This is a genomic window from Barnesiella viscericola DSM 18177, from assembly GCF_000512915.1.
Lineage (GTDB): Bacteria > Bacteroidota > Bacteroidia > Bacteroidales > Barnesiellaceae > Barnesiella > Barnesiella viscericola.
The window spans coordinates 1,540,589-1,553,430 of sequence record NZ_CP007034.1 but is presented as its reverse complement, the minus strand read 5'-3'; the positions used below and the strand labels follow the sequence as shown (position 1 = coordinate 1,553,430).

Annotated in this window: 12 protein-coding genes; 8 read left to right on the top strand and 4 right to left on the bottom strand. The window is 54.3% G+C overall.

The features are described from left to right. Nucleotides 1-33: 33 nt before the first annotated feature. The 6 genes from BARVI_RS06160 (at nt 34) to BARVI_RS06135 (ending at nt 7,577) form a co-directional block, all read left to right on the top strand. Complete coding sequence (locus BARVI_RS06160; RefSeq protein WP_025278404.1) at nt 34-1,023, top strand: M28 family peptidase; 990 nt, start codon at nt 34-36, stop codon at nt 1,021-1,023. 17 nt (nt 1,024-1,040) lie between these two features. Next, nucleotides 1,041-1,466 carry a SufE family protein gene (locus BARVI_RS06155; protein ID WP_025278403.1) on the top strand — a complete coding sequence of 142 codons (426 nt, stop codon included), beginning with the start codon at nt 1,041-1,043 and terminating at the stop codon, nt 1,464-1,466. A gap of 27 nt (nt 1,467-1,493) precedes the next feature. Then, the gene (locus tag BARVI_RS06150; RefSeq protein ID WP_025278402.1) at nt 1,494-3,053 is read left to right on the top strand and encodes a peptide MFS transporter; all 1,560 of its coding nucleotides are present in this window, start codon (nt 1,494-1,496) and stop codon (nt 3,051-3,053) included. A 303-nt stretch (nt 3,054-3,356) separates the two neighbouring features. After that, on the top strand, nt 3,357-4,631 hold the full coding sequence (locus BARVI_RS06145) for a tetratricopeptide repeat protein (RefSeq protein ID WP_025278401.1): 1,275 nt from the start codon (nt 3,357-3,359) through the stop codon (nt 4,629-4,631). A gap of 163 nt (nt 4,632-4,794) precedes the next feature. Beyond that, the gene (locus BARVI_RS06140) at nt 4,795-5,763 is read left to right on the top strand and encodes a hypothetical protein (RefSeq protein WP_025278400.1); all 969 of its coding nucleotides are present in this window, start codon (nt 4,795-4,797) and stop codon (nt 5,761-5,763) included. Continuing rightward, nucleotides 5,685-7,577, top strand: coding sequence for a T9SS type A sorting domain-containing protein (locus tag BARVI_RS06135; protein ID WP_157232552.1), 1,893 nt, complete (start codon nt 5,685-5,687; stop codon nt 7,575-7,577). Before BARVI_RS06140 ends, BARVI_RS06135 begins: the two co-directional genes overlap by 79 nt. 126 nt (nt 7,578-7,703) lie before the next feature. Here BARVI_RS06135 and BARVI_RS12950 read toward each other — a convergent pair whose 3' ends face one another. Continuing rightward, nucleotides 7,704-8,570, bottom strand: a complete 867-nt coding sequence (locus BARVI_RS12950) for a helix-turn-helix domain-containing protein (protein WP_025278398.1) — start codon at nt 8,568-8,570, stop codon at nt 7,704-7,706. 45 nt (nt 8,571-8,615) lie between these two features. Between BARVI_RS12950 and BARVI_RS13365 the strand changes: the two genes are divergently transcribed. Then, the gene (locus tag BARVI_RS13365) at nt 8,616-8,771 is read left to right on the top strand and encodes a hypothetical protein (RefSeq protein ID WP_157232551.1); all 156 of its coding nucleotides are present in this window, start codon (nt 8,616-8,618) and stop codon (nt 8,769-8,771) included. On the opposite strand, the gene BARVI_RS06125 is transcribed toward BARVI_RS13365, so the two are convergent. From BARVI_RS06125 to BARVI_RS06115, 3 genes are all read right to left on the bottom strand, one after another. Next, a complete protein-coding gene (locus tag BARVI_RS06125) occupies nt 8,761-9,357 on the bottom strand; it encodes a ribonuclease HII (protein WP_025278397.1) in 597 nt (198 codons plus the stop codon). The genes BARVI_RS13365 and BARVI_RS06125 overlap by 11 nt on opposite strands. A 10-nt stretch (nt 9,358-9,367) precedes the next feature. Continuing rightward, nucleotides 9,368-10,435 carry a DUF4831 family protein gene (locus tag BARVI_RS06120; RefSeq protein WP_025278396.1) on the bottom strand — a complete coding sequence of 356 codons (1,068 nt, stop codon included), beginning with the start codon at nt 10,433-10,435 and terminating at the stop codon, nt 9,368-9,370. A 141-nt stretch (nt 10,436-10,576) separates the two neighbouring features. Beyond that, nucleotides 10,577-12,103, bottom strand: a complete 1,527-nt coding sequence (locus BARVI_RS06115) for a bifunctional ADP-dependent NAD(P)H-hydrate dehydratase/NAD(P)H-hydrate epimerase (protein ID WP_025278395.1) — start codon at nt 12,101-12,103, stop codon at nt 10,577-10,579. A gap of 195 nt (nt 12,104-12,298) precedes the next feature. On the opposite strand from BARVI_RS06115, the gene hpt reads away from it, so the two are divergent. Then, entirely contained in the window at nt 12,299-12,841 is a 543-nt protein-coding gene (gene hpt / locus BARVI_RS06110; protein WP_025278394.1) for a hypoxanthine phosphoribosyltransferase, read from the top strand. The last annotated feature ends 1 nt before the right edge of the window (nt 12,842 follow it).

Sequence of the window (12,842 nt, the reverse complement as noted above, 5' to 3'; positions counted from 1 at the left end):
GTGTTTTTGTCAGAATGCTTACTTTTGAACCTGATGAAAACGCTAAACCGTCAACTGGGATTTCTGATTCTGATTATAGGGCTGGTTGCCTGTTCTGCCAAATCGGGGAAGAGTAGTGAAACGAACGATGCCGGGCGCGACTCGGTAGAGGTTCCCGTGTTTGATGCCGACAGTGCCTATGCCTATGTTGAGCGTCAGGTTGCCTTTGGATACCGGGTACCCAATACCCCGGCCCATCGGGCTACGGCCGACTATCTGGCTGCCGAGCTGGCCCGTCACGGAGCCGCGGTCGAGGTGCAGGAGGGTACCGTCACCGCCTACGACGGCAGCGAGCTGGCCATTCGCAACATCATCGGGTCGTTCTCTCCCGAGAAGAAAAACCGCATTTTGCTCTTTGCCCACTGGGATACCCGTCCCTATGCCGATAACGATGCCGACAAAAGCAAGCATCGCCAGCCCATCGACGGTGCCGATGACGGCGCGAGCGGGGTGGGGGTGTTGCTCGAGATTGCCCGTCAGTTGGGGCAGAAGCTCCCCGATGCAGGGGTCGACATCGCCTTTTTCGACGCCGAGGATTACGGAACTCCCTATTGGAGCGACTCGAACGACGAGGACAGCTGGGCGCTGGGCACGCAATATTGGACCCGCCGTCCGCACAAACCCGGTTATCGGGCCCGGTTCGGCATTCTGCTCGATATGGTGGGCGGCTCGGGAGCCCGCTTCTGCCGCGAAATGTTCTCGGAGTATTACGCCTCGGGCATCGTGAAACAGGTGTGGGAGACGGCTCGCCGCCTGGGATACGGCAGCTACTTTGTCGACGAGAAGGGTGGCTACGTGACCGACGACCATGTGTATGTGAACCGTTACGGCATACCCAGTATCGACATCATTGCCTGCTCGCGCGAGACGGTAACGGGGTTCCCTCCCTACTGGCACACCGTGGACGACACGATGAAGAATATCGACCGGGCCACCTTGAAGGCGGTGGGGCAAACCGTGTTGACGGTTATCTATGAAGAGTGATTGATAAAACTACCCATATGAAAACTATCGACGAAATACAAGACGAGATTATAGACGAATTTTCGGTCTTTGACGACTGGATGGATAAATATGCTTTGTTGATTGATTTGGGCAACAGCCTGCCTCCCATCGAGGAGAAATACAAAACCAACGAGAACCTGATCGAAGGGTGCCAGAGCCGGGTATGGCTGCAAGCTGACTACCGCGACGGACGCATCTGGTTCGAGGCCGAGAGCGATGCCATCATCGTGAAGGGTATCGTGTCGCTGCTGGTGCGGGTGCTCTCGGGCCGTACTCCCGACGAGATACTCAATGCCAACCTCTACTTTATCGACCGGATAGGGCTCACCGAACACCTGTCGCCCACCCGTTCCAACGGCCTGCTGGCCATGGTCAAGCAGATGCGCATGTATGCCCTGGCTTTCAAAGTGAAAAACAATTAAATTATTCAATACTTAAAATCTAACATTATGTTTAAAGGACATCCTAAGGGTTTGATAGCCGCGGCACTCTCGAATATGGGTGAGCGCTTCGGCTATTACATTATGAATGCCGTACTGGTGCTGTTTCTCTGTTCCAAATTCGGATTGAGTGAGGAGACTTCGGGTACCATATATTCATTCTTCTATGCCGGTATCTATCTGCTGGCGCTGGTGGGAGGTATCATTGCCGACCGCACCCAAAATTACAAAGGTACGATCAAGACCGGATTGGTAATCATGGCCGTCGGTTATGTGCTGTTGTCGATTCCTATTCTGGCTACCAGCGGCAATGTAGCCTGGTTGCTTCCGCTTACCTGCTTTGCCCTGTTTCTCATAGCGTTCGGTAACGGTCTGTTCAAGGGCAACTTGCAGGCTATCGTAGGTCAGCTCTACGACGATTTCGAGGCCGAGGCTGCCAAGCAGGGTCCCGAGGCGTTGAAGCTCGCCAAGAGCAAACGCGACAGTGGTTTCCAGATTTTCTACGTCTTCATCAACGTGGGCGGATTGATTGCCCCGTTCGTCGCTCCGCTGTTGCGCGAGTGGTGGCTGGGTGTGAACGGCATGTCGTATAACGCCCAACTCCCGGCCCTCTGTCACCAGTTTATCAACAACGGAGCCCAGATGAGCCAGGCCGCGCTCGACAACCTCAATAGCTTGATGGCTGCCGTGGGTGGTAATGTGACCGACATGACAGTCGCTTGCCAGAACTATCTCCAAATCTTCAACGAGGGTATCCACTACTCGTTTATTGCTTCGGTGGTAGCCATGCTCATCTCGCTGGTTATCTTCGTCGCATACCAACGTCGTTTCCCCACCCCGGGCAAGAAGACCAAGGTCGAGTCGCAAACCTACACCGCCGAAGAGAAGCGGGCCATGGCCAAGGAGATTCGTCAACGCATGGCCGCTCTGTTTGCCGTGTTGGGTGTAGTTATCTTCTTCTGGTTCTCGTTCCACCAGAATGGCATGTCGCTCTCGTTCTTCGCCCGCGACTTTGTCGATTCGAGTGCCGTGGCTCCCGAGATATGGCAAGCCATCAACCCCTTCTTCGTGATTACCCTTACCCCCGTTGTCATGGCTCTGTTTGCCTGGTTGGCCCGTCGGGGTAAAGAGATATCCACGCCGCGTAAAATCGCCATCGGTATGTTCATTGCCGGGTTGGCCTTCCTCTTCCTGGCCATCTTCTCGGCCGTGAAGGGTTATCCCTCGGCCGACGAGTTCAAGCTCTTGCCGGTGGCCGAACAAATGGCCAGCAAGGCACACTGGTGGGTATTGATTGTTACCTACTTCTTCCTGACGGTAGCCGAGCTGTTCATCTCGCCGCTGGGCCTGTCGTTCGTTTCGAAGGTAGCCCCCAAGCACCTGTTGGGACTCTGCCAGGGACTGTGGTTGGGAGCAACTGCCGTGGGTAACCTGCTGTTGTGGGTAGGTCCGCTCATGTACAATGCCTGGCCCATCTGGCAATGCTGGACAGTCTTCCTCGTCGTATGTCTCGTTTCGATGGGTGTGATGCTGGCCATGCTCCGTTGGTTGGAACGGGTTGCCAAATAGCAATTTGTTTTACGGGGAATAGAATCCGATTCTCCTGTCTGCACAGAGCCTGTGGAGTATTCCACAGGCTCTGTGTGTTTTTTTTGAGAAAGGAGAGTGCGGATTCTCATTTTGAGAGGTGGGGATTTTTCTCTACATTTGCGGTTGAGAGACCCTTGTTTTCAGCTCGGCATGTTAAAAACTCGTTACTATATATTGATCGGTTTCATCGTGGCCGCCCTCTTTTCTTGTGGAAGGCAGGGCCGTGGCCTTGATTGGGCCGAGGCATATTATGAAAGGGGGTTGGCTTTTGAAAAAGAGAGTATGCTCGATTCGGCCGTTGTTTGTTACCTGTCGGCCATCAAGAGCCTCGATCCCGACGATGAGCATTATGCAGCTCCACTGGGGGCCTATTACAATCGCATTGCACTGTTGCTTTTCAAGAGCGAAATCAACAAGGAGGCCGAGAAAATGTTTGAGAAGGCGATTGCCTATAATGCGCAGTTGTCCGAGAAGTCGCAACTCTCCGAATCGTATCGAGGGCTGTGGAAATGCTATTGTGTCGATAAAGGAGGGGTACTCGACACGTCGTTGTTGCAAACCGTGAAACTGATACCCGATATTCGTGATAAAGAAGAGCTGTTCAAGACGAAAAACGCATTGGCCTATTATTTTCTCATGACGGGCGATTATGTTTCGGCCATGAAATACAGTGCCGAGTTGGAGACCTTGTCGCCCGATGAGGTGTCGTATTATAAGAGTTGCCTGGTGAAGGGGAATATTTTTTATGCGTCGGGACAACTCGACTCGGCGCTCTGGTATACCCGCAAAGCGGCTAACAGTAGTTATATCTATACTCGGGCATCGGCTTATGAGACTCTGTATGAGATGACCGGCGACAGTTCCTGTCTGAATCGATATACCCAGTTGAACGATTCCATTTTGAAAATCATGAAACCGGCCAAGGTCAATACGGCTTTTTACAGTGAACTCATACACAACATGGACCTGGAATATGCCCGCAAGATTCACACCTTTCTGTGGTTGGGTGGGATAGGTGTGGCGATGGTCGTTGGGTTGATCGGGGTTACGCTGTTGTTCTATTTCAAACGGAGGAATGCGGTGCGCCGCCCCGCCCCGGAGGCTGTGGTTCCTGTACCTGGGGCAACGGGGAAAGCTCCCGAGACTCCCTTGGAGATGGAGAAAAAGAGCGAGTCGTTGCAGCGGGAGATTGTGGAGCAGATTCACGCTATTACGGAGCAAAGGAACAAGCGGTTTGTCAAGTCGGATATTTATAAACAAACCGTGGCTTTTATCAAGGGGGGAACGGTATTCCTATCCCCGGCTCTGCGCGACAGTCTGTTTGAGTCGTTGCGGAAGGAGTATGCCCTGTTGCATCGGCTGTTGGTGACCTATTTTTCATTCTCCGATGAGGAGTTTTATTTCTTCTGTTTAAGCTCGCTGGGGTTAGGAACCAAGGAGTGTGCCGCCTGTCGGTGTGTATCGATGTCGGCCATTCGAGTGTTGCGCAAGCGGGTGAACGACAAGATGCGTCGATACATTACCATCGACTCGCTTTTCCAGACCGTTAAGTTGTAACCGGGGGGGACGAAAGTAACGCTTTTTTCTTTTAAACGGTTGATTCATAGATTGTAATAAAATATGAGAATGTAATGCGATTCTCTTAATGTTGTTTGTTTTTATTTGTAATTTTGTAATGAATTAAAACAAATAAGGTCGTATAACTAATCTTTTATTACCTATGAAGAAGATTTACTCCCTGTTTCTTTTTTCTCTCCTCTCCATTTTTCTGGTAGAGGCACAAACCACCATTTATGCCTATCGCACGTGGCAGGAGAGCAATCCAACGAGTGTTAAGAAAGGACCGGTCAAGTTTTCATCGGCCGATCCCTCTCAGGTAGAACTTATTGCCGACCAGTCCCGGCTCGGTTCGGTCTATGCCGGGACCTATTACAATTACAAATGGTATGCCCAGGTAACGCAGGCCGGTACCCAGTCGGCACTCGAAGGTCTCTATACCATCGATTTGAACGACGGGACCCGTACCCTTGTTTCGACCAAGGGGGATCATCTGGTCGAGATGACCTACGACTATGCCACCTCGACCATGTATGGGGTGAGCAACAATGCCGAGGATCTGATGATTCTCGATATGCACACGGGCGAGACGACGCAGGTAGGTACTTTCCTGGAAGGGGAGACGGCCGTCTATATCCTGGCCTTGGCGTGCGATGTAGAGGGAACGATGTACGGTATCTCGACCAGCGACAACCTCTATATCATCGATAAGGCCACAGCCGCTTGTACGCTGGTGGGCTCGACCGGTGTCGATGCCGCCTTTACCCAAAGTATGGATTTCGATCGCAACAGTGGTGTACTGTACTGGCTGAACAATGGCGACTACACGCTTTACACGGTCGATGTCACAACCGGGAAGGCTACGGCCATAGGTGCCGTGGGTGAACTGGGCGACGAGAGTTTGAACAGTATATTTATCCCCTATATTCATGTAGCGGCCGGAGCCCCCGATCGGGTGACCGAGCGCAGTGTGGAGCCCCAGGGCACAAGTGTGCGGTTGGCCTGGAAAAACCCGGCTATCGATGCACAGGGTAATCCGTTCTGTCCGACGGATTGTACAGCTATCGTCTGGTACCTGTCAATGCACAGGGCGACGGGGGTGTCGACAGTGACGACTTGCAGGTATATGTAGGCGACGATGCCCCGGGTGCCGTAGTCGATTTCACCGTGACACAGGGCGACAGCCAGGCCTTGTTAAGCTGGAAGGCTCCCGAAGTCGGCAAATATGGCGGTACGTTCGACCCGGCCAGCATCACCGGTTATGTCATTACCCGCTCCGACGGTACGACTTCCGAAACTATCGCCCAACCGGCTTCGGCCACGACATATGCCGATACTCCGGGATTTGGTACCTATACCTATTCGATTTATGCCGAGAACAATGTGGGTAAGGGAACCGAAGTCTCGGCCGATCCCATCATCGTGAAGCCGGCTGACTGGATTCTCATGGTTACCGACGAGGTGGTTATCGAGTCGGGAAAGACATACAAGTTCTACGACGTGTCGGGTCCCGATGCCTATTACCCCAATTCGCGCAACGATACGTTGACCATTCGTCCCGAGAATCCCGACGGACTGGTACATGTGGCCTTTAAGAGTTTTGAAACCGATACGTGGGGCGATTACCTCTATATTTTCAACGGCGCCAGTGTCGAGTCGCCCGCGATAGGTCAATACACCTCCTCTTCGTTACCCTCCGAGCTGGAATCGATCGAGTCGACCAGTGACGACGGTGCGCTCACCTTTGTCTTCGTGTCGGACATCATGAGCCGCTATGAGGGGTGGGAAGCCGATGTGACAGTTACCGACAAGAAGCAGAACGACCTGGTGGGCGGCAGTCTCGAAGGCGATCTCTATCCGGCAGCCCAGTCCGAAGCCTCCTATACATTCCAAGTGATGAACAAGGGTATCAACGCCGTGGCGGCTGCCGATTATGCGGTGAAGCTCTTCGATGGTGCCGGGAATCTTCTGGGTGAGAAACCGGGTGTCGACATCGAGTCGATGCAATCGGTCGAATTTACCCTGACCTTCACCCCGACCGAGGCCGGCGATTATCAGATTTATGCCGAGGTGGAATATGCCGCCGACAACGATGCCGACAACAACCGTTCGGCCACTTTGTCGATTTCGGTACTCGCAGAGGGTAGCCAGTTCGTATCCGTGGGTGACCACAGCGAGAGTGTTCTGGTGACACCGGTTTCGTTCATGTCGGGTGAGTCGCTCAGCGAAACGATTTATTTCAAAGACGAAATAGGTATTCCCGGTGGCCAGTTGAAGTCGTTGACCTATCCGCTCGTGTCGGTAGGTACGGCCTATGCAAACGTACCCGTGCAAATATGGGTGACCGAGACCGAGTTGGAAAATCTGGAAGAGACCTCTATCCCGGCCAGCGAAATGACTCTCGTTTACGACGGAACCACCTCGATTGCTACCGATGACAGCGAGTGGGTATTCCCCTTGTCGACTCCCTATAATTACAAGGGTGGCAATCTGGTTGTGCTGGTGTACAAGCGCAGTGCAGGTTCAACCTCGTATGACGTGAATTTCAGAGGTACCTATGGAGCGACGACCGACCCGAAACGTTCGCGTTACACCTCGACCTTCGACGACAGCGAGGTTCTCGATCCCGAAGCCGTTCCCCTCGGTTACTCGGCCGGGACGTTGTGGCCCGATGTGAAGTTGCTCTTTACCGATGTGACTTCGGGTATGACCCAGGTGGTAAGACCGGCTGCGGTAAGAGCCTATCCCAACCCGGTGAGTGGAATCCTGCATATCGATGGCGACGGACTTTCGCAAATCGAGCTGTACAACTGTGCCGGACAACGGGTTTATGTCTCGGGTCCTGTCACGTCGATTGACATGACGGCCTGTCCGGCAGGTATCTATTACCTGAAAATGGTTACCGACGAGGGTGTATCGGAAGTGAAGAAGATTGTGAAGAACTAGCAGAAACAACCGAGAGGTCGCAAGGGGCGAAGAGGTGCGTGTCCTCCGTGTCACGGCCTCTTCGTTTTTTCCCCCCTCCCTTGGCTTTGTAAGAGTGCGGATAGTGAGCGCTTGTCGCGATTGATTTCAGCGGGCGATTGCCCGCTCTTTTTTTAATCTGAATTTAAGGGGAGACAACCCTGTCTTTTTGACAAAGAATTTGCCGAACACCGACTGGTCCGAGAATCCCAGTTGAGAGGCAATCTCTTTAATGTCGAGGTCGGTGCATTCGAGCAGACGGCGAGCGTCGGCCGAGAGGAGTTCCGAGATGTGAAACCGCACGGTATTGCCGGTGGTGTGCTTCACGATGCGGGAGAGGTAGGTGGTCGAGATGTTCAGTTCGTCGGCATAGAAGGCTATGTTGTGGTGCTGTCGGTAGTTCTCGACCAGCAGTTTCCTGAACTTGCGGTATATCTCGCCCGACCGTTTGACATAGACCTGTGTGTAGCGGTTGTATTCGACGAAGATGTCGGCCGTTTGCAGCATCAGGAGGCTGCACAGGTGGTGTATGATGCCGTTGGTATAGAGTTTGAACTCTCGCAACTCGTGGTCGAAGAGGGCAAAGGTCTGTTGCAGGTAGCGGCTCTTGTCGGGTTTCAGAGGCAAGGCGGGGAGCCGGTCTCTGCGTATAAACTCGGCCAGCTGGTTATAGAGGGGTTGCCCGGCAGGTTTCCGGTCGAAATATCCGGGGGTGATGTAGACGCAGGTAAACTCAAAGTCATTGTCCATTTCGTGGATTGTGGCTTTCAGGCTGGGCGTGAGAATGATTAGTGTCTCTTTTTTTATGCGATAACATCGATGGGTATCAGAGAGGAAAGCTGTTCCATTTTTGACGAAAATAAAGAAGAATCCCTCTGCAACAACCAGGCTGTCGTTGCTCGAAAACCCTTTTCCATTGCCGAATGCTCCGGTTTGAGGTATCTTGTGCAGGGTGTCGAAAAGAGCAATTTTCATCTCTGTTTTTCTGCAAAGGTAACAACTGTTTCGTTTTTAACCAAAGTGGTTCTCCTTTTCTCATCGGCCATTACCGGCGTAGGACTGGGCACCGTGGTTTCGGCCCTGCTCGTAGGGCCTATCGTGCATGCCGTGAGTCCCTTTTACCACGTGCTCGACCGGTGGTTGTTTGAGCCGGCGGCTTTGGAGGTTAGAAAATAGAGAGTTGCCGTTCGAGCAACTGAAACGATAAACGATGATAGGGCGACGGCCCGTAGTGGGCAATGGCCGCCCGATGAGCCTTAGTAGGATACCCCTTGTTTGACTTCCAGTCATACATGGGGTATTTTTCGTGCAGTTCGTTCATGTAGTCGTCGCGGTAGGTCTTGGCCAGGATAGAGGCTGCCGCGATGGCTTCGTATTTGCCGTCGCCTTTCACCACGCAGGTGTGGGCAATGCCGGGGTAGGGCTTGAAGCGGTTACCGTCGATGAGCAGGTGTTGGGGGGTAACCGTGAGCTGCTCGATAGCCCGGTGCATGGCCAGGAACGAGGCGTTGAGAATGTTGATGCGGTCGATTTCCTGGGGGGTGACGACGCCTACGGCCCAGGCCAGTGCCGCCTCTTCGATGAGGGGACGCAGGGCGTAGCGCTGTTTTTCGGAGAGCTGTTTCGAGTCGTTGAGCAGTTCGTTGCGGAAGTCGGGCGGCAAGATGACCGCAGCCGCATAGACAGCCCCTGCCAGACAGCCGCGACCGGCTTCGTCGCAGCCCGCCTCGACTACTCCGCTATTCATGTAGGGTAGCAGCATACGACGTGCTTTATTTGCCTAATTGACGAATGGCTCCGGTTTGGGGATAGAAGGTGACGCAAGAGGGGGCCTTCTTGTCGGTAAAGAGCGAGGGGTCGAGTCCGAAAATGACACCGAACTGGGCCACGGGAACTTCGCCCTTGAAGAGGGTTTTCTTGCCGTCGGTGAGGGTCACCTCGGCCTTCCCGGGAATGGCGTAGGGTACGGCATTCTTGGGCATCTTCTTCACATTGCCCTTGTTGTCGACGGGGAGTTGCCCCTCCTCGGTAATTTTGAGGGTGAGGTAGATGGGGGCTCCGCTCAGGTTGTCGGCACTGACCACGCCATAAAGGTCGGAGATGCGGAACACCACCTCGTTGGTCGACTCGGCGATAGGCAGGTAGTCGATGTGTTTCACCACCGTCTCGGTCTGGGTCGTACCCATGAAGAGGGCCGTGAGGGCAGCCTCCTGCTCGTCGAGCTGTTGAATGACGAGCTTGAACGATTCACCGTCGGCCGGCAGTTCATCGACTTCGCCGGTCACCAGGTTCAGCCGGCTTTCGCGTATGCGGTAGAGTTGCTTGGCTGCCACCTCGGCCATCTTGGCGGTCGAGGCCGACATGAGCAGCTCTTCGGAGTAGACCTTGGCATAATCGTTATTGTCGAGGGGCGATTTCGTTTTGACTTTCGGAGCCGTGGGTGCAATCGAATCGACCGCCGGCTCGGTGTTGATCGAGAGCAGGAGTCCGTTCTCGTCGAGCACGATATAGCCGTTGCTGCCGGCTTTGAACTGCATGAGGTATTCCTCGTCGGGGTCGGGCACACCGTAGGGGTTGACCTTGACCGATGTGAGGCTCCACTCCTCGGAGTCTTGGGTGATGGCACCCGGTATGCCCAGGTATTTCTCGGCATACTGGTAGTAGGGCCCGGCCTTGCGGGTGGTCTTGGTGGCTACGACTTCGAGGTCGAGGTGCGTTTGCGGCAGGGAGAATACGAGTCCGTACTCGTTATGTTTATCGGCGGTGAGTCTTTTCGTCTCCTGGGCGAATCCTGCACTCGTCGTTAAGAGCAGACAGAGGGATAAGAAGGCGTATTTCATAAGATTCCTGTTGGTTTTACGGGTTATACCGAGGGCTCTGGCGGTACCGTGGAGGAGATTGGCAAGGAGTCTTGCGGCTCTCTTCTCGCCTCTCCCCGGGCGCTCGATTTATGCAAAGATATAAAATGTTTTTACATTCTGTTATATTCGGTTGGCTTTTATCTGTTTGAAGGCCTGTCCCAGATGCGTTACGATGTCGCCGGCGGTAACATACTCCTCGCCCTCTTCCTGCGAGGCGATGTCGCCGGCAGTCCCGTGCAGGAAGACTCCGATGATGGCTGCCTCTTCGGGGGGATAGCCCTGGGCCAGCAGCGAGCCGATGATGCCCGTGAGCACGTCGCCGCTGCCTGCCGTAGCCATGCCGGGGTTCCCCGTCGAGTTGAAATGTACCGAGCCGTCGGGTAGGGCGACGGCGGTGTGGGCACCCTTCAACACGACGATGATGTCGTACTTGGTGGCCACGTGGGTGGCACATTTCAGCCGGGCGGCGTCGTCGTTCATGGGGCCGAACATGCGTTCCAACTCGTGGCTGTGCGGGGTGAGTATGGTGCGCGAGGGCAGGTATCGCAAGATGCTCTGTTCCTGGGCTATGCAGTTGAGGGCGTCGGCATCGAGCACGAGCGGTTGCTTCAACTCTTTGAGCAGGTGCATGAGGGCCGATACCGAGGTGGTGTTGCAACCCATGCCCGGGCCTATGGCCAGAGCAGTGTAGCGGGGGTGTGCCGGAATCTCCTCGATGTGTTCCTCGCCTTTGTCGGGCGAGAATATCGCTTCGGGTACGGCGGTTTGCAGAATGAGATTGGCGCAGCGGGGCGAGTGAACCGATACCAGTCCGGCACCGCTGTGCAGCGCCGCCCGGGCGGCCAGCACGGCTGCCCCCATCATGCTGTATTGTCCAGCTGCCAGCAGCAGATGTCCGTAGTCGCGTTTGTCCGAGAACTTGGCCCGGGTGTGCAGCCGGCGAGCCACGTCGTCGACGGTCGTGAGGTAGTAGCTGGTTTCGGTCTCGGCGATGGCCCGGGGGTGTAGCCCGATGTCGAGTACCTTCACCTGGCCGGTGTATCGGGCATTTTCGGCAAAGAAGAAAGCCAGTTTGGGCATTTGCAGGGTGAGGGTGAGGGCAGCCTGAATCACCCGGTCGGGCGAGGCGTCGGGATTCTGTTCACCAAACAGCCCCGATGGAATGTCGATGGCGATGACAAAGGCCCCCGACTCGTTGATATACCGCACCAGTGAGGCAAATCCGCCCGAGAGCGGTTCGCGCAGTCCGGCACCGAAGAGCCCGTCGACGACCACATCGTCGGGCTGGATAACCGGTGGGGTGAACTGGCTGCTGATTTCATAGAAATCGGGACAGCCCTTCTCCTTTAACCGATCCCGGTTGCGGGCACAGTCGGCCGAGAGGTGGTGGTTGGGCATCGTGTTGAACAGGTAGACCACAGGGCGGTAGCCCCGCTCGATGAGCAGTCGGGCCGTAGCCAGGGCGTCGCCCCCGTTGTTGCCGGGGCCGGCAAAGATATAGAGGTGACGTTCGGGCGAAACGGTTTTGCTTATCTCTTCGGTCAGTGCCTGGGCCGCACGCTCCATCAGGTCGATGGAGGCGATGGGTTCGTATTCGATAGTGAGCTGGTCGAGCAGCTTGGTCGATTGGGTGGTAAACAGTTTCATGCGTTATCGGTGTTAGTCTTCCCGGCTCGACGGCCGGGCAGGTATGATACAAAAATAGCAAGAAAAATGGAGACCGGGAAATATTTTATCCCTCCCGTAGCGATAGCCGGGAACCCGATTCTGCAAAAATATAGCCTGTTGTTATCGGAGTTTTTGTGATTTATTATAACTTTGTGCAATATTCAAGTATAACCAATGGACACAAAAATTCAGATTAAGGACCGTTTTTTCACGCCATACATATCGAGAGAAAAGATTGCCGAGGCGGTGGCTCGTGTGGCTTCGCAGATGAATGAAGACCTGGCGGGGAAAAATCCGCTCTTCCTGTGCGTACTGAACGGAGCATTTGTTTTTGCCGCCGATCTTTTTCGTGAGATTACGGTCGATGCCGAGATTTCGTTTATCCGCATGAAATCGTATGATGGCATGCAGTCGACTGGCCAAGTGAAAGAGCTGTATGGGTTGCAGCAGGATATTACCGGACGCACGGTGGTGGTGGTCGAGGATATTGTCGACACGGGTTTCACGATACAGCAGTTGATACAGAAACTCAATATCCACAATCCCAAGGAGGTAAAGGTGGCTACACTGCTCTTCAAACCCGAGTCGCTGAAATGCGACGTGAAGCCCGACTATGTGGCGCTCGAAATTCCCCCCGCATTCATTGTAGGCTATGGTCTCGACTATGACGAGCAGGGACGTAACTTGAAAGATATTTACGTGGTTGCCGAAGATTGAA